The following is a 20955-nucleotide window of genomic DNA, read 5'->3' on the forward strand; positions in this document are numbered from 1 at the left end:
AACATGCTTTGCACCGAATGTTTTCATATCTTCTCTGCATTTTCCTTTTCCATTTTAACATAAGTCCAAATCGCAAGTAAAATGACGCTGATGTTTCATGTGAAACATTGCAAATGAAAAGACATTCTTTGAAAAGAATGCCCATCACGATTAATGTTTATCATCCATAAAGCCAGAAGATTCCTTGTTTTTCTTTTTCGTTTTTCTGACATACATAAAGATTAAAATCACTAGTAAAAGGGTTGTTGCTTGCAGAACGCCGCTGCTAAACAAGAAAAAATTCCTTATCATGTCCCACATGTGTTTCACCTCATTTGCATGTTCTCAACCCGTATCCTATATAAGGTGAATTTCCCGTTTTAAAAACTTCAAAACATCATGAACAACATTGAGCATTGGGCATATGCTGGTATGGAATCTCATTGATAAAGGAGAATTGTTAAATGGATGAACGCAGAACATTGGCTTGGCATGAAACATTAGAGTTGCATGAGCTGGTCGCTTTTCAGTCAATCGGACTCATTAAACTGAAGAAAATGATAAAGGAAGTAAGAGATCCCCAGCTTAAACAGCTTTATGCCGTATCCATACAAGCCATAGAGCAAAATCTAAGAGAGCTTCTCCCATTCTTCCCACAAGCACCGATGGCTCGTGATGACGAGGAAGAACGCGCGGATAACCCATTCTACAGCGGCGACCTGCTTGTTCTTGCCAAAACCTCAGTCCGCAACTACGCGATCGCCATCACTGAAACAGCGACACCTCAATTAAGAAATGTGCTTGTCAAACAGCTCAACGCAGCCATTAAGTGGCATGCGCAAGTATTCCAATACATGTATCAGCACGGATACTATCCAGCCTACAACCTTTCTGAACTATTGAAAAATGATGTCAGAAACGCCAACAAAGCTCTTTCAATGAAATAAAACAAGCAGCAAAGGAGTTTCCTTTGCTGCTATTTGTGCTGGTCCTTCAGCATGCCGTTCGAACGATAAGATTCCAGCACGTCTCTGTTAGATTCTCCCCACTCTTTCATTTGCAACACGATTGGTTCAAGCGTTCGCCCGAATTCCGTCAGAGAGTATTCAACCTTTGGCGGCACCTGATGGTAAACCTCACGATGCACGATGCCATCCGCTTCCAGCTCCCGCAGCTGAAGAGTGAGCATTCTTTGGGTGATACTCGGGCAGATCCGGCGAAACTCATTAAACCGCTTCTTGCCATCTATCATGTGATAAAAAAGAATTCCTTTCCACTTTCCGCCAATGACATCTAGCGTAAATTCAACTGGACAGCCTTCTTTGTTCGGGTATTTATTCTTTTTTTCACTCATACTTGACCTCCAATAGTACCTTTTTTGATACTACATTACATTTCGCAACTTAGCTACCCAGTATTTTACACGCCTTTTCTCTTAGGCTCAAAGAAAATGCTTTTTATTCACATCAATTTTTAAGGGTTTGCATGATTACACCCGCATCAAGACGTGTTAAACTATATAAAGATGACAATACTTAAAAAAAGATAAGGAGCTATCATGGAAAAGATACTTATTTTTGGACACCAAAACCCAGACACAGATACGATTTGTTCTGCGATTGCTTATGCTGATTTGAAAAACAAACTTGGCTTCAATGCTGAACCAGTCCGTCTCGGACAAGTCAACGGAGAAACACAATACGCGCTTGACTATTTCAAACAAGAAAGCCCGCGTCTTGTTGAAACAGCTGCTAACGAAGTAAACGGTGTTATCCTGGTTGACCATAACGAACGCCAGCAAAGCATCAAGGACATTGAAGATGTTCAGGTTCTTGAAGTGATCGACCACCACCGCATCGCTAACTTTGAAACAGCTGAGCCGCTTTACTATCGCGCTGAGCCTGTAGGCTGCACGGCTACAATCTTAAACAAAATGTACAAAGAAAATAACGTGAAGATCGAGAAAGAAATTGCCGGCCTGATGCTGTCAGCGATCATTTCCGATTCTCTGTTATTTAAATCTCCTACTTGCACAGACCAAGACGTAGCTGCTGCAAAAGAGCTTGCTGAAATCGCCGGCGTAGATGCAGAAGAATACGGCTTGAACATGCTAAAAGCTGGTGCTGATTTAAGCAAAAAAACAGTCGAAGAACTGATTTCTCTTGATGCCAAAGAATTTACACTCGGCAGCAAAAAAGTCGAAATCGCACAAGTGAATACAGTGGACATTGAAGATGTGAAAAAACGCCAAGCTGAATTAGAAGCTGCGATTTCTGCCGTTGTGGCCGAAAAGAACCTTGACCTATTCCTTCTTGTCATTACAGACATCTTAGAAAATGATTCACTTGCCCTTGCGATCGGTAACGAAGCAGCGAAAGTGGAAAAAGCGTTCAACGTTACATTAGAAAACAACACAGCCCTCTTAAAAGGCGTTGTTTCCCGTAAAAAACAAGTCGTCCCTGTCTTAACTGACGCAATGGCTGACTAATGAAAAATCATCCCGCGCAGGGATGATTTTTCTTATTCGCCAAGCTTTTCAATCTGTCCCATGACATCGGTGATTTGCTTTGCGTTTTTGACAATGTCGGACTGCTCCATTTCCTCAAGCGATACTTTGCCTTCCTCCACTTGTTTCAATACATCTTCAGCACTTTTCTGCAACGTTTCATTATGCTCCTGAATGGTTTGATGAATCTCCGCGGCGGCATCGGGCGGTGTTAATTCATTAAAATCAGCGGCAGCCTGCTGAATCGTTTCAAGCTGCGCTTCAAGTTTTTCTTTCGCCTCCGCGTCATTTACAGCTTGTTCAGCCAATTCAGGCGCCTCCTCTGCAAATGTCTTCACCTTCTCCACATAGCCCGTCGCTTCACTCGTATAATTCAATCCGTCAGTCACCTGATCAAGCATACCACATCCACCTGCACTCAAAAGCCCCACTCCGGCAACAACAGTCAACATGATTTTCATCGTCAGCCTCCTCATCGTTTCTTCTTCATCTTTTCTTTTAAGATCGGGATCAATTTTTCTTTCGCTAATGGCAGCCCTTTCCTCACCAATTCTCGCTTCAGGCACTTTTTCAGCTTAGACATCCTGACGCTCCTCCTTTATGTTAAAAATGAAAAAACTCCACCGATTTTGGTGAAGTTTAGAAACAAAAAGACCTTCACCAAATCAGATTTGGCAAAGGTCTCGCTAACAATGAGATTGCCAGCAAAGCCGAGGACATCTTGTCCCGTAATGACGACTTTACTGTGAAAGCTACTCCCCTTTGGAGTGTTCATTTTTATTACTTTCATTCTAAGGCACCGGGCCTGACCAGTCAAATTTCTGTTGCCCGTTTACGTAAACGCATGCTGTGGTATGTAAAATTTGAATGGTATTTCAATCAGGAGATCATGCTATGACAGAGGAGGTTTTCATCATGAGTCAAGAGCGCGTGAAACGGCCTGGACATACCAGATGGTACATATCTTCGTTACTCAGCGGCATTATTATTCTTAATTACTTTGACCGAGTGGCCATCTCTGTAGCGGCCCCTGCGATACAAGATTCGTTTCACCTTACAGCAACCGAACTCGGCATCGTGTTTTCCATTTACACTTATTCCTATACACTGATGCAACTGCCTGTCGGAAGTTTGCTGGATCGGTTTGGCGTGGCGTGGGTCACGAGGATTGGAATGACCATATGGAGTCTTTTAACCATCCTCCTTGCTTTTTTGCAAGGAAAATTGCTGTTGTATCTATTTCGCTTTCTCATTGGGCTGACGAGCGCCTCCGCGTTCCCTGCCGCTTCTAAGGCAACCGCTCAATGGTTTCCTCCAAGTGAGCGGGGGTTGGCAAACTCACTGTTCGACTCGGCCGCCAAGTTTTCAAACGTGATCGGCGCGCCATTGGTCGCCTTTCTTGTTACCGCGTTTGACTGGCGTGTCGCTTTTTTGACGATTGGATGCATCAATGTGCTGTTTACAATCTTTTTCTGGCAGTATTATGAGCAGCCTGAACGGCACAAACGCATTTCCAAAGGTGAGCTAAACTATATCCAAAAACACAATTCAATCACAACAGAGCAAATCCCTTATAAAACGGGTCCGCTATTAAAAAAACTATTCTCCAACCGGAAAGTATGGGGCTTAATGATCGGATTTACAGGGTACGGCTATACATTCAACCTGCTGCTTACCTGGCTTCCGACTTTCTTTAAACATACATACGGAATGGATATCATGTCGTCCGGTTTATTTACGGCTGTACCATGGCTGATCTCAACCATTTCCGGAATTGTCGTCGGCGGCTGGCTCGTCGATTACTTTATTAAGAAAGGTTATCCCAACACCAAGGTATACCGAACCGTAATCATTGTCGGAATGAGTTTCGGCTTTTTCTTTTTAGGCTCCATTCTGACGAACAATATCACCGTCGCGATTATCTGCATTTCAATCGGACTCGCCGGCATTTCCGCAACCGCTCCAGTCGGCTGGTCCATCTCCGCAGAGCTGGCGCCGATAGGTTCCGTGTCCATGCTAAGCTCTATGGTGAACCTGGCAAACAACCTGTTTGGAGGCATTATCGCTGCTTCGCTGACAGGATATTTGGTTGATGTGACAGGCTCCTTTACGCTCAGCTTTCTGGTAGCCGGGCTGGTATTGCTAATAGGCCTGATTTTTTATGTATTTGTTCTAGGGGATGTGAAAAGGATTAAACTGGAATAGAGAGCCGCCTCGAACGGCTCTCTTTTTGTGTGACAAGATAAGAAAAATCGTTACAATCTCTTCACTCGGTTTCTAATCAAATGTAGAACTTCAAAAAGTGATGTAGTAAAGAATAAAAAAATGATTTCAGCTAACTCTTCAGCATACAGAACCCCATAGATATTATCATCCATTTTTCCTATTTAACTCAGATATACCATGATGTAACATTAAAAATAATCTATAAAACACCCAGTAGCGCCGGGTCATTTGAACCAAAATCAGAAGGAGCGTTGGCAAGATGTTAATGATGGAGAAGGTCTCATTGCTAAAACTAAATGAAAATGTGAAATACAGAGATTTACCTACTGAAATACAGACACATTTAACTTCTCCAAATACAAATCGTGAAAAATTCGGCATGATTTTTGCAATTCTATTTATTCTGGATATTTGTTGTTTAATTCCGTTAATCGTTAATGAGATTCGTCCTTTTACCTTTGCGACTTTACCTCTAATTTTAATTGTTCATATCTGGTCCCTGATTGCACTATTTAAAAGGCTAGATAAATATAAAAATAGCCATAGTTTTTTAATTTATAGCGGGTGCTCTTTTGCAGTAATTTCTTATAGTTTTTTTATTGTCTCTATTAAAAGAGCCTTTTTCGTCTATGGTTTAAATTGGATTTTTATTGCCATCTCACTATTAACCTACTGCATAGTCATGATAGGTTTTATACGATACTATCTAATTGAATTTCCTAATTATAAACGAAAGAAAACAAAATCGTTATCTTGGACAACAAACCTATTAACCATTGCTCCAGCTGCAGGTTATATCATAGCACAATTTCTCTTTCGTTTTTCTGACTCTGTTATTGATACAGTAATGAGTATGGTTGCATTATTCGGAGCATGCTTATTTTGCTACGTAGCTGTTAAGTTCATACATCAATATTTTTTTATAAAAGCAAACCAAAATATTATCAATAAACGTTTAAAAAAAGACTCTAATCGTGAATTAGATCAATCAAATAAAAGAAATAACTCTTAAGTGGCCAAAATAGAAGGGAGATAGAACAGCATAAAACAAAAAAGCTTATGGTGAGCACTCTTTTCCTTTGGCCATAAAAAACAAGCCCTCTCTCATAAGACGATTTGATACTTACGACAGGCCACTCCCAACAATCGATACATTCTGGCGGTCAAGCATAAATCTCCGTCCGTTCCATTTCAACACGGTTTGGACATATCCCAGCGAGTCAGCGTTATACCTCCCGGCGATCCGCTGATACGCCAGCAGTTCGTACGTGCCGTCTCTGTCAAAATCAACCGGGTACAAGCCAGACAAAGGATTCACCCAGCCTTCTATCGGCATTTTCAACACACCCTGAGCGGTATAAATCTCATTCAAATATTCCCCGCCTTTGTAAGTAAGGTCGAGCATATACATTTCATTCTGATGATGGCTGATGACGCTCGCTTTATATTGATTTTGGTACTTCACACTGTACTTCCATTCAGCATTAAACACATCCGAATGAAAAATCTGCTGAAACTGCCAGTTTAGATAGGCAAAAATATAAGCATATATAGCGCCTCCGCTTCCCCCAGTGTCCATCACCACTGCCACATCAACGATCTTATCGCCTGTCAAATCCCCGAGAAAAAGAGACGGATTGTATCCCATATTGTTCTGGAGCTGGAGTCGCTGTTCCTGATGGATTCTGCCGTCATGAATCACCAACATAATATCTCTCCATAAAGGGCTGCCAGGCATTTGGGTGCCAGTCAGAAAGACTTCGTCAATAACGCCGTCTCCCGTTACATCCCCGCGAGCTGATGTAATGATTGCGCGGGAGGAAACAGGCTGCCGAAATAAGTGTGGATTTTGAAGAACCCCTCTATACCTCCCCGCATCAAACCTGTCGTTTCCATTCAATGAAGTCACCTTCCTTATCAGCTGAATGAATCATTATATGCGGGATTGGCACGTGGAAGACATATTAGTCACTACACACCAATTAAATCCGTACCATATGAATGATCGCTGGCACAACGCCACTCGCCTTGCGCGATCATGCCGGGCACCACAACTAAAACGGCATCTTCCTTGCGAAAATTCATCAATGTATCAAAATCAATATTTGGGATCGCCAAATCACACGCAGAGATTTATCTTTTATTTGCTGTTCCAAAAGGTCCCCCAATCATCATGAATCATTTGGCCCGCTGAAATCGTAAAAAACAAAAGTGAAAAGGACCCCTATTTCCTATATAATCAAATAGATATATTTAACAAAGTTCCCAAGTGAAGGGGCAAACGATATTGTCTGCGGAATTGACATTACATGACAATATACATCATGGTTTAAGCGTGGATTGCCAGCACTGTTTTAGCCTGTGCTGTGTCGCCTTGCCCTATGCGAAGTCGGCGGATTTTGCTTTTGACAAAGACGGGGGCACGCCTTGCCGCAACTTGCAAGCAAACCATCAATGTTGTATCCATAAAGACCTCCGAGAAAAGGGATTTCGAGGCTGTTCTGCTTATGAATGCTTTGGCGCCGGCCAGAAGGTATCGCAAGTCACTTATGAGGGAAAGGATTGGCGAAACCAACCTGAAACGGCCAACGAGACGTTTGACGTCTTCCCTATCATGCAGCAGCTGCACGAAATGCTCTGGTGATTACATGAAGCGCTTTCTATAGAAACAGCCTAACCGCTTCATCGCGAGCTCAGAGCCTGTTACGAAAAAATAGACAAGCTCACCAGACTCAGCAAGGAAAATCTGCTGACACTGCAGGTACACGAGCACCGGGCTGAGATCAATGAATGGCTGTTAAAAACGAGTGAGCTGGTGCGCGCCCAAGCACGCAATCCAAAACGCCCCAAAAAATCAGCCGGGGAAGTGTCCTGATCGGCGCGAAACTGAAAGGGCTGGATTTACGCGGAGCAAATCTAAGAGGAGCGCTGCTCATTGCTGCCGATCTGAGAAATGCAGACCTGAGAATGTCAGACTTTATCGGTGCAGATGTAAGAGACGCTGATCTGAGCGGCGCCGACCTGACCGGGAGCATTTTTCTGACACAGGCACAGGTGAATACCGCCAACGGCGATGCAAACACAAAACTGCCGCCGTCACTACAGATCCCTTCCCATTGGGTCACAAACCGATAAAAAAGAGAGGATCGCCTTATGAATGTGAAGAGAATAATGGCAAAACATGATTTACATACAGCGTTTGAAATCAGAAAGGCAGTCTTTGTAGAAGAACAAGGCTGCCCCATTTCCGATGAATTCGATGAGTTCGATACACTCGGCGGAGATTGCCGGCACATCCTCGTTTATCATCAGAATGAACCTGTTGGCACTGCACGTGTCCGAATCGTTGACCACGTAGGCAAGCTGGAAAGAATCTGCATTCTGAAGCCTTATCGCAAATGCGGGCTGGGCAAAGTGATCGTTGAAGCATTAGAACGTATTGTGAAAGAACAAGGCATTTCCTCATTCAAATTGTACGGCCAGACACAAGCGGCAGGCTTTTATAAAAAACTCGGCTATCAGACAGCATCAGAAGAATTCATGCTGGATGGCATTCCTCATGTGCTGATGACAAAACAAGACGGATCCGGCCGATAAATCGTTCACAAATTTGTCACTTATGAGCGTAAGTGGTTCATTGGTATACTAATCACCGATTATGGAGAGAAGGAATGATTGTATGCCAACAAACAAAAAAGAAGGTCTTATATTTGGCGTGATGATGTGCTTTGGAATGGTCTGCGTCATGTCGATTTACAATGCCATCATCAACGGAGCCATTCATCATTTTTCATTGGTGACCGTTTTTGAAATGGTCATCGGTTTTATTGTCGCGCTGCTGTTAGATTTACTGGCAGTGGGACCCCTTGCCAAAAAGATTGCGTTCCGCTTGCCGTTCGACAAGTCTAAGAAATTGTATGTCATCCTTGTCATGTCAACGTGTATGGTGATCGGCATGGTGCTTTGTATGTCTGTGTTCGGTTTAGTGTCAGCAGCTTTATCGAATGGAATTAGCGGTGACAGCCTCTTCAACGCTTATCTTATGATAGTATTGAAGAATTTTATCCTGGCTTATCCCCTGCAATTACTGATTATGGGTCCATTCGTCAGAGGGATTTTTATGAAAGTTGTAAAACCAAAGCTCACAGCTGCTGTTTAAATAGAAAAGGAGTGAGCGTTACACCCACTCCTTTTCAGCACATTCACCTCAGCGCTTGCCGTCAATACTTGTTTCTTTCAGCATTTACTCAATCGATGTTTTTTCTAAACTACAATTAGTCCCTATACCTTAACACGTAGCTTTTATACAATTCTTCGTTATAAACAATTTCTTCTCCATGTGAAGAGCAGATAAGCGTTGGTTTGATTTCATCTATGATTGCGCCGCTGTCGATGTTCTCATTCATATCAACACTGAATCTTCTGATAGGCGGGTGTAAATTTTTCTTACTTGTGATAAAAAGGTCGCCAGATAATAGAGTATGGTCGATTTCATGATGATACACCACATGCCCCGGGGAATGTCCGGGTGTTAAGTAATATTGCAAAGGCAAGTGAGCCAGCGTTTGCTCCGTTAGCGGCTGGACAATATAGGCTACCCCTGTGTTCTCCACTTCATTTTTATTCGGATAAGGCTCTTCTCCATTGATATACACGAGTTCTTTTTGATGCGCATAAATCGGAAGATCAAATCTCTCCAACCACTTTGGTGCCCCCTGAATATGATCGCTATGGCCATGGGTAAGCAAAATGGCTTTTGGATTGCCGATCGCTAATGCTGCCATCATTTGAGCATCAGCAAAACGTTCTATTCCCGTATCAATGATATATACATCCTCACCATCTTTGATGAACCAAGTATGAACTGGGATATGAATAGGCACATCAAGTTCAAACTCACATTGAAAGACATGTTCTGATAACTGTCTCAAGTTCATGCAACCCACACCCTTTGGAATTTTTTTGATATCATTACTGTAATACATCTTCGCTAATTATGTAATAGCGCACATTTTTGTAACTTACATTGTGAGGTGACAAATATGGGAAACCGGTTAAATGGATTTGGTGCTTGCAGTGCAGAAGTAAAAAAGGCTTGTCCCGTGGAAATGACGCTGCATATTATCGGAGGGAAATGGAAAGGAATCATCATCGACATCTTATCTCAGAAACCAGTCCGGTTTAATGAGCTGAAACGATTCATACCAGGCATTACACAAAGAATGCTGACGCTGCAGCTGAGAGAACTGGAAGCAGATGGTGTCGTGAAAAGAAATGTAGAGAACACTGTCCCCAAAAAAGTGGAGTATTCTTTGTCAGAACTAGGTGAAAAGCTTTCTCCTATTATTGCATCCATGAGAATATGGGGAAATGAATATATGAGTAAGAGATGAATAAAGAGAAGTTGTTGCTTAAGGAGAAATGACTTTATGCAGATGTTGATTTTCAATTTTTAAAATTATAAAGTTACTTTATCTTCTTGGAGGTGATGATTGTGTATATAGGAAATGGACATTATTGTTACTCAAATTCAGCTGCTATGTTTCTTTTATCAATAGGTGAACATGTTTCTCCTCAAATGTTCGAAGTCTTAACTGGTGTAGGTTTGGGCGCCATGCTCGAAAACGGAAAAACGCTATTTTTAAGTATGAAAGATCCTGATGATGGTATTAACTGCGCATTCAATATACTTGGCATCGACGCAGATGAACATCAACAGGCTGATTGTTTGGAAGCTCCCTTTTCACTCTTGAAAAAACAAATGACACGTGCACCTGTTTTATTAGGCCCTTTAAATATGGGAGAACTCACATACCTGCCAAACCATAAACATTTAAATGGCGCTGACCATTATGTATTAGGCTATGCCATGGACAATCAATCTATTTATCTGCACGATCCAGCTGGATTCCCTTATGTTCCACTGACGCTCGAACAATTCAAAAAAGCTTGGAAGGCCGATGATATTCCCTATTGTAAAGGACATTTTAAATATTGGAGTTCCCCAAAAAAGACCCATTCGTTACATGATAACGAAATATACGAAAAGACGATCATGTACTTTAAGAAAACTTACCAAGAGTTTGAAAACTCAAATTTAGAGATAATCGGTAAAGATGCAATCCTTCATTATGCACAGCAGCTGCGATATGGGCCCATTACACATGAAATGATCGATCATACCACATATTTTCTTTTTCAATTAAGTGCAAAAAGAGCGAATGATTTTGCGTTTTTTTTCAAAAACAAGGCCACAAACCTATCAAAACTCAAAATCATTCAAGCTGAAACACTCGGTTTATGTCATTACTTATCTGTAAACAAAGAGTGGTCTCAGCTTTCGGAGAAACTGCAGACACTTGCAGATATTGAGGATCGTTTTAGATCGGAACTATTCAAGACTGCCATTTGAGTGGGGGAAGCATATTCATGACTCATTATCTTGAAAATATCCCCATGCACCCGAAGAATCCGTTCTCACCGGCTCGACTTGTTGACCATTAATAATCCCTTTTGTTCCCCTTCTTCACATATTCCCAATCCCGCTCTATATTGTTCCTGACTCTGTGAATGAGTACAGAAATTGTTTCCTTTTCCTCAGGTGTAAAACCAGACAAGGCCACTTCCGTGGAATGCTCTCCTTCTCTTCTTAACAACGGATACACCTTTTCCCCTTTCTCAGTCGGGAACAATTTTTTTATTTTTTTATTTTGCTCATCAGGCATTTTTTGTATAAACCCCTGCATTTCCAGTTTCTTTATAGCCCGTGCGGCTGTTGTTCGGTCGACTTTGATCATTTCCGCCAATTTTTCTTGAATAATCCCCGGATTTTCGTATATACGTACAAGATAGAGATACTGCCCTCTTGTTAAATCCAAATCTTTAAATTCAATATTGCTTATGGAATCCAACGCTCTTGCTATCATGCCGATCTCTCGCAAAATGTCATTCATTCCTAAAACCCCTCACGTATTTTTGTTGCAATTACAACAAAATTGTTTTAACCTTACTATTATAAGACCACAAGCATGCTGTACAGTCCAGACTAATATGAGAAAAGGATTGATCAAATATGAATATAAAAAGAATCACATCTGAAATGGATTTACACGTTGCTTTAGCTATTAGAAGAACGGTATTCATTGAGGAGCAGCATGTATCTGAATTTGATGAGTTCGATGAGTGTGATACGCTCCAAGAACAATGCCAGCATATCTTGGTATTTCATGAGAATCAACCCGTCGGTACAGGCCGTGTGCGCATCGTAGACCATACAGGAAAACTGGAAAGAATCTGTGTCCTAAAACCTTACCGTAAGTACGGATTGGGCAAGGCTATCATAAGCGGGTTAGAAAACATCTTGCAGGAAAAAGGAATGACAAAATGTAAACTGCATGGGCAAACACAAGCAGCAGGCTTTTATAAAAAGCTGGGCTATCAGATTTCCTCACCAGAATTTATGGAAGACGGCATCCCGCACGTCTTGATGACAAAAGAATGAGTGCTAATAAAATCAAATATATGTATTACGGATTAGGTATCCTCATATTAAGTTTAGGCATTTCTTTAACGATACAGTCAGGCCTAGGCACATCGCCCTTCGATGCCCTTTTGGTTGGCCTGTCGGAAGAAGTCGGTCTTACCGTAGGAAGCTGGGAGGTTCTTATTTCTGCGCTCCTCTTAATCTGTAACTCTATATTAACGAGAAAAAAACCTATGTTGTTGGGGTTACTTACAGCATTTATTACTGGGATAGGCATTGACCTATGGTTGTTTATTGTAAAAAGCACGATTGTTCCGAGCATGTGGTTTAGCAAACTGGCTTGTTTCGGAATCGGTTTGGTGCTCATCGGTCTTGGAACAGCCATCTATCTTCAGACGACATTTGCATCAACACCCATCGACCATTTAACACTCATTATCCGCGACCTCTCCAAAAGAACAATCCTATTTTCAAGAACATTGGTCTATGCTCTTTTCTTAGTATTAGCCATTATATGTAAAGGGCCTATCGGCATCGGAACCCTTTTAACTGTTTGTTTAGGTGGAATGATCCTTCACTTTTTTATGCCTTATGTTGAACGGCGCTTTTTAAACATGTAAGTTGATTGTTTGGAATCACTAATAACAGAAAAGAAGAGGTTAACCTTAAATAACCTCTTCTTTTTCACATAAATTAATAGAGAAAGAAGAGAGCTCCAAGCCAAATCACTTCAGCCAGTGGTTACTCAACATGAGGGGGAATCATCGACATAGAAAATCACCCAAAACACTTTCTCAAAAATAAAACTTAAACCTTGTTTTCCGGAAATTAATCAGTTATGCTGATTATATGATAAACTGATTATACTCGGAGGTGAAAGAATTGGAAAAATGGAATCAATCCTATGGGTTTCTACTCGGAAAAGTTCTTCAGCGCATGGAAAGTATATTTGCTGAAGGGCTTAGGCCATATGAAATCAACGCAAGACAATACGGGGTTCTTTTATTTATCAAAGAAAACCCTTACTCATCTCAAAAAGATATTTCTGAAAGCCTGCAAATCGACCGGACTACGATGGTGAGCCATATCGATCATTTGGAAGCTTTAGGATTTGTTGAGAGAACAAAGAATCCTAATGATAGAAGATCTTATAGCCTTAAAATTACGGACAAAGGTAGCGATGTATTGGATTCACGTTGGGAATTTTTAATGAATACGGAATTAGAGGTATTAGCTCCGTTACATCAACAAGAAAGACAATTACTTAAAGAGTTTTTGTTTAAAATTTGGAAATCTTTTTAAAAAACAGGAGGTTTTACAATATGCAAGCTCTCGATTATTTTACTGCACGCCTTGAAGCCACGATAAGCCCTATGGATTATTTGAAAGCAAAGCAAATGAATCCAGAGAAATACTTCTTACTCGATGTTCGAAACGGTCCGACTCATGTAAGGAGTGTAACAATAAAAGATGCTCACATTATTCCCGAACAAGAACTGCAATCTCGATTAAATGAAATACCAAAAGAAAAGGAAATCATTGTTTATTGTTGGGATGTTTGGTGCAATACAGCTGCAAAAGTTGCAACAATTTTATTAGAACACGGATATAAAGTGAAAGAGTTGACCGGAGGGATTGCAGCATGGAAAGAAATGAACTTCCCTGTCACCCATACAAATCAAGACAATAGCACATCTGATGATTGTGGATGCTGACTCTGTGCAACATAAAAGATACTGGGTGGGAGTGGCTTCGCGAGATCACGTCATGAAAGCAATCCAAGGCGGGTTTGCACAACTTTGCCATGGCAAAAAAGCCCCCTTAAAAAGGATGAATAAAGGTGATTGGATCATTTATTATTCTCCAAAGGTCAATCTTAAGGAAAATACGCCATGTCAAACATTTACGGCTTTAGGCAAAGTAGTAGATCATCGTATTTTTCAATTTGATATGGAAAATGATTTTCAGCCTTTTCGAAGACATATACATTTCATTCATTCCACAGAAATACCCATTCGCCCATTACTCCCCTACCTATCTTTTATAAAGGACGAGAAGCGTTGGGGCTGCTCATTTCGATTTGGGCATTTTGAGATCAGTGAAAAGGATTTTCAGCTAATTGCACAAAAAATGGTTGATGGTAAAGGAGATTAGATGATTTTGATCTCCTTTAAGCTTTCTTTAAATCCGCAATATCACCTATCCATTCATTACATTGTGATATCATGAAAATGAAACATTGGTTTTTTTCGAAGATGGAGGTGGCGGTTTATGAATCACGAGGAAATCATCAATTATTGCCTGTCATATCCAGATACCTATAAAGACTATCCTTTTGGTGAAGGGTGGACAGTATTGCGTCACAAAGGGAATAAAAAATGGCTTGCGCTTATCTTTCATCTTGATGGCCATCTATGCGTTAACCTTAAGTGCGAACCTGAGCGTGCCAATTTCCTGCGCAGTATTTTTAAAGAGGTAAAGCCCGGCTATCATATGAATAAAGACCATTGGAATACAGTGATTTTAGATGGCAACCTCTCACAAGAGGCTCTTGAGGATATGGTGCAACATAGTTTCGATTTGACAAAGCCAAAGAAGTCTTAATGTTTTTCACCATATTGATGCAGGAACCTATCATCAGTTCCTGTTTGTATCTTATGTTACCGTTTCATTAATACGGATAACTCACCTTCAAACACTTTTTCCTCTTTTTGATTATAGGTAGATAACAATACAGTAAGTATTCCCGTTTGGCTTTTATTTGGTTTTTTATCAATAACCTTAACGATGGTGTTCAGCGTATCATCGGGATAGACGGGCGCTAGGAATTTTATATGATTCATTCCTGTTCCAGCGATAATATCGTCCTCATGACACCCTTCTTCAATCCAGAGCTTAAACGTCACGGCTAACGTTTGTATGCCAGACGCAATGATTCCATTAAATCTCCCCATTTTCGCTTTCTCTTCATTTACATGCATGTATTGCGGGTCATATTCTTCTGCAAAATTCATGACATTCTCTTTTGTGAATTGAAATGATTTCGTTTGAAAAACCTGTCCAATAGAAAATTCATCTAACTTCATAGGGGCACCTCCTCATCTCTCATCTTTATAAAATAACATGTTAACACATTCAGTAACCTCGACAAAAAGTCTCTGTGCTCACTACCCTCACAACGTGTGTGAACTTCCTTCTTAAAAACGAAATGCGAAAACTAGCCGATTCTCGTCAGCATCGGTTTTCGGCTTGCTTTTGGTGATAAGTTGTATATCTACATATATTATTTGTAAACAAAATAATCTATTATTGTTTCTATCATTTCATTAAAATGGAAGGAGCTTTCAAAGTATTGAAGATTGTACTTTTGGCATTCCTCTTTTATCCGGATACTATCTGTTTTCATCCGCTCTAATTCTGATTTGATCTGAGCATGATCTAGATTTCTCAATCCGTCATTCTCTGTCATGCTGGAATAAAATTTGATTTTATCTATGTTATGTTCTATGTCTATTTCTGCTATTCCTATAAAACAGGCCTTAACACTTCCAGAATAACACTGCTCAAACTTTGCTACGTGACTAGGAATGAATTGCACACCTTCTATTATGTAATCTATTTTATTTTCAACCATGGCTGTCATCAAAGGATGAATGATGTTCCAGAGTCGCTCTCCATTTTCAAAATCGCCATCAGTTGGATGAACCTCCATTTCTGGAACTCCCTTCGCAATTCCCATCATTAAATAGTCTAACGAGAAATAAGGGATTTTTGTTTGTGCTAACATTCTCTTCGCTGTAGTTGTCTTCCCGCTCCTTGAGGAACCGCCAATCAGATATAGCATACTTATCTCTCCTAATTGAATAAATTCATTGAAATATAGACACTATTCAATCCATCGGTTATTCTAGCCGGATGCTATATAAAAAGCCTGGATGAACAGCTAAATCATCACAGGCTTTGAGTGGCTGACGACAAACAGTCAGCGTCATTTCGGTTTTACCTCTACATAATGAATATGCCGGCCGTCTATTTTGTGGACTTTAAACACATATCCTTCAGCTTCTATTTCAGAGCCAAGTTCGGCATCAATATTTTGAGTCATAAACCAGCCGCCTATGGTATCGACATCTGCACTCGCTAACGCGGTTTCTAATAGTTTATTGACATCTTCAATCAACACTTTTGAATCTAAAATATAATGATCATCATTGATTTTTCTAATATCAGGCACTTCATGTTCATCAAATTCATCTCTGATGTCGCCCACTATTTCTTCAAGGATATCTTCAACAGTCACCAATCCTGAAGTACCGCCATATTCATCCACTAGAATAGCGATATGAGTTCGCTCTCTTTGCATTTTCACTAATAAGTCATGGATCGGAACCGATTCAATTACATGGATCACAGGGTTGATATGATGTTCTAATTTGAAATGATCCTTGGTTTTCTGGTCCGTATCAATATAAGCTGACAAAAATTCCTTGGCATTGATAAAACCAATAATCGTATCTTTATCTCCATTTAAAACCGGATATCTTGTATAGCTCTCTGTCTTAACCGTCTTAACAACAGATTCATAAGAATCCTCAATAGAAATCGCGACTATTTCCCTTCTTGGAATCATGATTTCCTTTGCGATTCTTTCATCAAACTCAAATATGTTATTGACATACTTTAACTCGTTCTTATTGATTTCACCGCTCTTATAGCTTTCAGACAGTAAAATGCGCAGTTCCTCTTCAGAGTGGGCAAGCTCATGTTCTGACGCAGGTTTTAACCCAAAGAGTCCGACGATAAACCGGGCTGAACCATTTAAAAACCAGATAAAAGGATACAGGATGCGGTAAAACCAGATGATGGGCTTTGCTGTTAAAAGAGTGATGGCTTCAGCTTTTTGAATCGCGAGTGTTTTGGGAGCAAGCTCACCAACCACTACATGCAAAAAAGTCGCCATGACAAAAGCAATGATCAAAATCAATACATGTGAGACGGGTTCACTTACATGAAAATAAGAAAATAAGGGGTGCAGAATCACTTCAAAAGTCGACTCTCCAACCCAGCCAATTCCTAATGCTGTCACAGTGATTCCCAGCTGGCAAGCCGACAAATATTCGTCCAAATGCGTCACAACTTTCTTTGCTGACACAGCACCTTTTTTGCCCTCTAATATGAGTTGATCGACTTTCGACGTTCTAATTTTCACAATCGCAAATTCAGTTGCAACAAAAAACGCGGTTAATACAATTAAAATGGCAAAGATAATAAGATTAAGGGTTGTCAATCGTTTGCCTTACCAAGTAAGGCGAACACCTCCTGTATAAAGATCTCCCTTACATATTCCTTAGTATTGATAATTTAAACATAAAATAACCAAACAAAAAGGTTTACAAAATTATGCGGGAGTATGAATACCTGATAAGAAAGGTAAATATCGTATGAGAATATATGCCATCTCATGCGAAATAGCCCATGCAGAAGTTTAATTATAACGAACGCGGGCATGGTAAAACTATGAACATCGGTTAAGGGGGGATTTACAACAGGACACAATCACACGCACGGTTCAAATAAAAAAGTATTAGCGATCTCGTTTGCTCTTATTACAGGTTATATGATGTTTGAAGCTATCGGCGGCTTTTTAACAAATAGTTTAGCGCTTTTATCAGATGCAGGCCATATGCTAAGTGATTCAATCTCATTGTTGGTTGCTCTGATTGCTTTTACATTAGTCGAAAAGAATGCAACACATCATAAAACGTTTGGCTATAAACGATTTGAGATTTTAGCTGCCATGATCAACGGCGTTGCCCTCATTCTTATTGCCCTTTATATCATTTATGAAGCAATTGAACGTTTCTCTAACCCGCCAAAGGTAGCAACTACTGGCATGCTGATTATTAGCATCATTGGATTAGTGGTAAATCTATTGGTCGCATGGATTATGCTAAGTGGCGGAGATACAAAGAATAACCTAAACATTAAAGGAGCTTTTTTACATGTAATTAGTGATATGCTCGGCTCTGTAGGCGCCATTTTAGCTGCCATCCTGATCATCTTTTTTGGATGGGGCTGGGCAGATCCACTGGCAAGCGTCATTGTAGCGATTCTTGTTCTAAGAAGCGGCTACAAAGTGTCTAAAGACTCCATTCATGTATTAATGGAAGGCACTCCACAAAATATCGACGTGACCGATATCATTCTTACAATTGAAGAGACAGAAGGAATCCAAGGCATTCAAGATTTGCACATTTGGTCTATTACAAGCGGTTTAAACGCGCTTTCTTGCCACGCTGTTGTTGACGATCAATTGACCATTACAGAAAGTGAAGCTATTTTACGCAGGCTTGAACAAAAACTTGACCAAAAAGGCATTACCCACGTAACCATTCAAATGGAAACAGCAACGCATGATCATGAAAAAACGATCCTTTGCCAGGCCAAAAATAAACACACACATGAACACCATCATCACTAATATTCCCAGTTTATAATGTAATTATTTTATTAGTTATTCGGGCTGTGTGAGTTATATTGGGTGTTTTCATGGCTTCGGTGGTAATATATATTCCTAAGTACTATCCTAAAGAACAGTCAGCTGTATAAAGATAACGAATAAAGTTAGCCCATTAGAACTCGAAGAAACAGAAAATATAACTCTAGAAGATGAAATAAGAGCAAAAGAATTCCTCGTTGAGCGCCTGGATCACTTTATTAAGCATTGGAAACAGCTCGATGATACGAAACTAAATGAAGGATTAACATCATTTATAAGTAAAGTAATATGGCATTATCCTAAAGGTAGCAATAAACCACCATCATTAAATATAGAATGGATAGATTAACGTTGCAAAGATTACTCCTAAATTATATACACAAAAAAAGAGGAGAAAACATATATGTCTAATATGCTTTCTCCTTTATTTTAAGGGTTTTTATAATTTAGGTCTTGATAATTTAAACCTGTTTGCATCCCGTTTTTAAAACAATTAGAAACAATTATCAACAACGTCACCTAAACTAAAGAATTCTAGTACGGCTTTTTGAGTTTCACCTGGTAGTGCCTTAGTAGATACTTTTACGGCTTTTTTTATAGCATTTGTTCTAGAAAGTCCTAGGTTTCTTTGATGTTTATAAGCTGTGATAATGGTTTTTGTCATTGAATTTAGTCCGCCCATTAATTTTGCTGCTTTTTTAACTTTTAAGATCTTTGCCCATGGGATAGCATTTACAGCTATAGCTTTAGCAGCACTAGAAATGCAACTCCATGTACTCAATACTATAAATGGTCCTATACTTTCTTGAACGGTTTTAACAGCAGTCAGGTTTTCTCCATCAGCAACAAATTCATAACCTTCAAATTCATTCCCTTTATGTACGTTTAACCATTCAACACCGGAGTTTATTCCTTGTTCAGCAACATCCTCTGGCATTTGATCAATTAATTCTAATAGAGGTTCGAGAGTTCTTTTCATGTTTTGAGACTCTACATTAACTTGCTCAGAAGAAACATCATTAGCACTTTCTTTTGCGTTAGCTATTGGTATTGTTATAGTGGTAAAAATTAGAGAGAAACAGATTACAATGACCAATTGTTTAATGCTTTTCTTCACAATAAAACTCCTTTACAATATTATTATAGAATTATTTATCAATGAAAATAATAACATATTTTATAAAAAATAGGAGTGTGTTTATGAAAAAAAGTTTATATTTTTTGATACTATTGATCGTTGCAGGCTCATTTATTGTTAATATTTTTGTAGATAATGAATCTATTTTAACAGTAGTTAATATTATTGGACTAATTGCAATTATTATTATGGGTATTGTTTTAAGAATTCCTTTTGGTAACTCTTCTGAAAAATAATTCTTTTTAAGAACAAAAGAAAAAAGCATCCTCAATTTTACAAAGATGAATTACAAAAAGATGCATTGTATCCACTCAGTAGCTGTTATATCAATACTTTGTGATTTGACGCCAACATCACGGCAATTCTTTTATAAACAGAAAAAAGAGGAGTAAACACAGAGTTTACTCCTCTAACTTTGTTTCTTTACCTTTGGCTTCTTTATGTTTATTGAACATGAAGGTGAGTTCTTCAGGGATATCCTTTGGGAGTTATCTAAAGGTATAAGTTTATTTATAAATCCCTAAGGATATTAGTTCAAACCCTTCAGATAATGATTTCTTCCCACCTTTTATGAATTTATATGCACACTTTCATGATTGGTCTGTCGGGAAGATTGAAGAATTCAAAGAACAATTCTATATTCAACATTATAAAATTTTAGCACTTTTCGATTCTAGTGAGAATACAGATGAAGTCCTTTCAACTCTAACTTTTCTAGGTAAAGATCTTACTTGCAGAGTGATTATAGAGAGTATTAAAAAGATTTATATCAATCAAAACGGCAAACCTCAAGTGAAATTGCACTTCCTTGAAGAAATTAAAAATAAACAATACAATCGAAGAGAATACCGAAACTTAAAATTAGAAATGTCAGAGTAGATTCACCATCAGAAGTTAAGATTTCATTACTAATATTTCCTCTATAGTTTGTATAAACTAATTATGAATTAATATAAATCTAATCGAAAGAAGGGGATGGCTTAAGAAATGGGGTAATATCTTACCCGGATATCATATGGATACGGAACATTGGATTTCAGTTGTTTTAGAACGGACAGATCCAGAAGGCGAAATCTATAACTTAATCGAGCAGAACTTGCATTTAACCAAGTGAAGATAAAGAG

General features: G+C 39.4%; 26 protein-coding genes and 3 pseudogenes. 18 read left to right on the plus strand and 11 right to left on the minus strand.

All coding sequences use genetic code 11. The annotated features are described in order from the left end of the window. Positions 1–150 precede the first annotated feature (150 nt). Positions 151–300 carry a hypothetical protein gene (locus M1D98_RS19640; protein WP_087993668.1) on the minus strand — a complete coding sequence of 50 codons (150 nt, stop codon included), beginning with the start codon at positions 298–300 and terminating at the stop codon, positions 151–153. Positions 301–443: 143 nt separating this feature from the next. Between M1D98_RS19640 and M1D98_RS19645 the strand changes: the two genes are divergently transcribed. Next, the gene (locus tag M1D98_RS19645; protein ID WP_039074902.1) at positions 444–926 is read left to right on the plus strand and encodes a spore coat protein; all 483 of its coding nucleotides are present in this window, start codon (positions 444–446) and stop codon (positions 924–926) included. Positions 927–955: 29 nt separating this feature from the next. Here M1D98_RS19645 and hypR read toward each other — a convergent pair whose 3' ends face one another. Next, positions 956–1333 carry a transcriptional regulator HypR gene (gene hypR, locus M1D98_RS19650; protein ID WP_121641626.1) on the minus strand — a complete coding sequence of 126 codons (378 nt, stop codon included), beginning with the start codon at positions 1331–1333 and terminating at the stop codon, positions 956–958. 204 nt (positions 1334–1537) lie between these two features. Between hypR and M1D98_RS19655 the strand changes: the two genes are divergently transcribed. Further along, complete coding sequence (locus tag M1D98_RS19655; protein ID WP_100739630.1) at positions 1538–2467, plus strand: manganese-dependent inorganic pyrophosphatase; 930 nt, start codon at positions 1538–1540, stop codon at positions 2465–2467. Positions 2468–2499: 32 nt separating this feature from the next. Here the strand turns inward: M1D98_RS19655 and M1D98_RS19660 are convergent, their stop codons facing one another. Beyond that, complete coding sequence (locus M1D98_RS19660; protein ID WP_268551575.1) at positions 2500–2946, minus strand: DUF6376 family protein; 447 nt, start codon at positions 2944–2946, stop codon at positions 2500–2502. A 433-nt stretch (positions 2947–3379) separates the two neighbouring features. Here M1D98_RS19660 and M1D98_RS19665 point away from each other — a divergent pair, with 433 nt between their 5' ends. Continuing rightward, positions 3380–4690, plus strand: a complete 1311-nt coding sequence (locus tag M1D98_RS19665) for an MFS transporter (protein WP_100739632.1) — start codon at positions 3380–3382, stop codon at positions 4688–4690. Positions 4691–4970: 280 nt separating this feature from the next. Next, positions 4971–5723, plus strand: coding sequence for a hypothetical protein (locus tag M1D98_RS19670; protein WP_456279891.1), 753 nt, complete (start codon positions 4971–4973; stop codon positions 5721–5723). A 111-nt stretch (positions 5724–5834) separates the two neighbouring features. Here M1D98_RS19670 and M1D98_RS19675 read toward each other — a convergent pair whose 3' ends face one another. Both M1D98_RS19675 and M1D98_RS19680 read right to left on the minus strand, forming a co-directional pair. Further along, positions 5835–6611, minus strand: a complete 777-nt coding sequence (locus M1D98_RS19675) for a hypothetical protein (protein WP_268558798.1) — start codon at positions 6609–6611, stop codon at positions 5835–5837. A gap of 122 nt (positions 6612–6733) precedes the next feature. Further along, positions 6734–6867: pseudogene (locus tag M1D98_RS19680) on the minus strand (DUF4440 domain-containing protein); the annotation flags it as partial. A 131-nt stretch (positions 6868–6998) separates the two neighbouring features. Between M1D98_RS19680 and M1D98_RS19685 the strand changes: the two are divergent. The 3 genes and pseudogenes from M1D98_RS19685 to M1D98_RS19695 all read left to right on the plus strand — a co-directional run bounded on the left by M1D98_RS19685 (position 6999) and on the right by M1D98_RS19695 (position 8870). Next, positions 6999–7846: pseudogene (locus tag M1D98_RS19685) on the plus strand (pentapeptide repeat-containing protein). An 18-nt stretch (positions 7847–7864) separates the two neighbouring features. Beyond that, a complete protein-coding gene (locus tag M1D98_RS19690) occupies positions 7865–8308 on the plus strand; it encodes a GNAT family N-acetyltransferase (RefSeq protein ID WP_019716360.1) in 444 nt (147 codons plus the stop codon). Positions 8309–8390: 82 nt separating this feature from the next. After that, on the plus strand, positions 8391–8870 hold the full coding sequence (locus M1D98_RS19695) for a DUF2798 domain-containing protein (RefSeq protein WP_121641630.1): 480 nt from the start codon (positions 8391–8393) through the stop codon (positions 8868–8870). 115 nt (positions 8871–8985) lie between these two features. Here M1D98_RS19695 and M1D98_RS19700 read toward each other — a convergent pair whose 3' ends face one another. Then, positions 8986–9648 (minus strand): MBL fold metallo-hydrolase, encoded by a 663-nt coding sequence (locus M1D98_RS19700; RefSeq protein ID WP_268558799.1) that lies wholly within the window; start codon positions 9646–9648, stop codon positions 8986–8988. Between the two features lie 105 nt (positions 9649–9753). On the opposite strand from M1D98_RS19700, the gene M1D98_RS19705 reads away from it, so the two are divergent. Continuing rightward, positions 9754–10104 carry a winged helix-turn-helix transcriptional regulator gene (locus M1D98_RS19705; RefSeq protein ID WP_121641632.1) on the plus strand — a complete coding sequence of 117 codons (351 nt, stop codon included), beginning with the start codon at positions 9754–9756 and terminating at the stop codon, positions 10102–10104. 95 nt (positions 10105–10199) lie between these two features. Further along, positions 10200–11123, plus strand: a complete 924-nt coding sequence (locus M1D98_RS19710; protein WP_240467605.1) for a hypothetical protein — start codon at positions 10200–10202, stop codon at positions 11121–11123. Positions 11124–11211: 88 nt separating this feature from the next. On the opposite strand, the gene M1D98_RS19715 is transcribed toward M1D98_RS19710, so the two are convergent. Then, on the minus strand, positions 11212–11664 hold the full coding sequence (locus M1D98_RS19715; protein WP_121641634.1) for a MarR family transcriptional regulator: 453 nt from the start codon (positions 11662–11664) through the stop codon (positions 11212–11214). A gap of 119 nt (positions 11665–11783) precedes the next feature. Between M1D98_RS19715 and M1D98_RS19720 the strand changes: the two genes are divergently transcribed. The 6 genes from M1D98_RS19720 (at position 11784) to M1D98_RS19745 (ending at position 14798) form a co-directional block, all read left to right on the plus strand. Beyond that, entirely contained in the window at positions 11784–12212 is a 429-nt protein-coding gene (locus tag M1D98_RS19720; protein WP_121641635.1) for a GNAT family N-acetyltransferase, read from the plus strand. Positions 12213–12223: 11 nt separating this feature from the next. Beyond that, positions 12224–12814 (plus strand): YczE/YyaS/YitT family protein, encoded by a 591-nt coding sequence (locus M1D98_RS19725; protein WP_121643681.1) that lies wholly within the window; start codon positions 12224–12226, stop codon positions 12812–12814. A gap of 262 nt (positions 12815–13076) precedes the next feature. Beyond that, positions 13077–13496: a MarR family winged helix-turn-helix transcriptional regulator gene (locus M1D98_RS19730; RefSeq protein ID WP_039074890.1), complete on the plus strand. Its 420-nt coding sequence runs from the start codon at positions 13077–13079 to the stop codon at positions 13494–13496. Positions 13497–13516: 20 nt separating this feature from the next. Continuing rightward, complete coding sequence (locus tag M1D98_RS19735; protein ID WP_121641636.1) at positions 13517–13909, plus strand: rhodanese-like domain-containing protein; 393 nt, start codon at positions 13517–13519, stop codon at positions 13907–13909. 52 nt (positions 13910–13961) lie between these two features. Beyond that, positions 13962–14348: an EVE domain-containing protein gene (locus M1D98_RS19740; protein WP_241739801.1), complete on the plus strand. Its 387-nt coding sequence runs from the start codon at positions 13962–13964 to the stop codon at positions 14346–14348. Positions 14349–14465: 117 nt separating this feature from the next. Further along, positions 14466–14798 carry an MmcQ/YjbR family DNA-binding protein gene (locus M1D98_RS19745; protein ID WP_121641638.1) on the plus strand — a complete coding sequence of 111 codons (333 nt, stop codon included), beginning with the start codon at positions 14466–14468 and terminating at the stop codon, positions 14796–14798. 56 nt (positions 14799–14854) lie between these two features. Here the strand turns inward: M1D98_RS19745 and M1D98_RS19750 are convergent, their stop codons facing one another. The 3 genes from M1D98_RS19750 to M1D98_RS19760 form a co-directional block, all read right to left on the minus strand. Then, positions 14855–15280: a MaoC family dehydratase gene (locus M1D98_RS19750; protein ID WP_121641639.1), complete on the minus strand. Its 426-nt coding sequence runs from the start codon at positions 15278–15280 to the stop codon at positions 14855–14857. A 197-nt stretch (positions 15281–15477) separates the two neighbouring features. Further along, positions 15478–16038 carry an adenylate kinase gene (locus M1D98_RS19755; RefSeq protein ID WP_456279892.1) on the minus strand — a complete coding sequence of 187 codons (561 nt, stop codon included), beginning with the start codon at positions 16036–16038 and terminating at the stop codon, positions 15478–15480. A 144-nt stretch (positions 16039–16182) separates the two neighbouring features. After that, a complete protein-coding gene (locus M1D98_RS19760) occupies positions 16183–17481 on the minus strand; it encodes a hemolysin family protein (RefSeq protein WP_129550845.1) in 1299 nt (432 codons plus the stop codon). Positions 17482–17784: 303 nt separating this feature from the next. On the opposite strand from M1D98_RS19760, the gene M1D98_RS19765 reads away from it, so the two are divergent. Continuing rightward, a complete protein-coding gene (locus M1D98_RS19765; protein WP_456280230.1) occupies positions 17785–18675 on the plus strand; it encodes a cation diffusion facilitator family transporter in 891 nt (296 codons plus the stop codon). Positions 18676–19186: 511 nt separating this feature from the next. Here M1D98_RS19765 and M1D98_RS19770 read toward each other — a convergent pair. Further along, a complete protein-coding gene (locus M1D98_RS19770) occupies positions 19187–19810 on the minus strand; it encodes a hypothetical protein (RefSeq protein WP_121641643.1) in 624 nt (207 codons plus the stop codon). 83 nt (positions 19811–19893) lie between these two features. Between M1D98_RS19770 and M1D98_RS19775 the strand changes: the two genes are divergently transcribed. Both M1D98_RS19775 and M1D98_RS19780 read left to right on the plus strand, forming a co-directional pair. Further along, complete coding sequence (locus M1D98_RS19775) at positions 19894–20067, plus strand: hypothetical protein (RefSeq protein WP_162985553.1); 174 nt, start codon at positions 19894–19896, stop codon at positions 20065–20067. Positions 20068–20810: 743 nt separating this feature from the next. Beyond that, a pseudogene (locus tag M1D98_RS19780) lies at positions 20811–20945 on the plus strand (MmcQ/YjbR family DNA-binding protein); the annotation flags it as partial. Positions 20946–20955: the final 10 nt, after the last annotated feature.

Source organism: Bacillus sp. K7 (genome assembly GCF_053903245.1).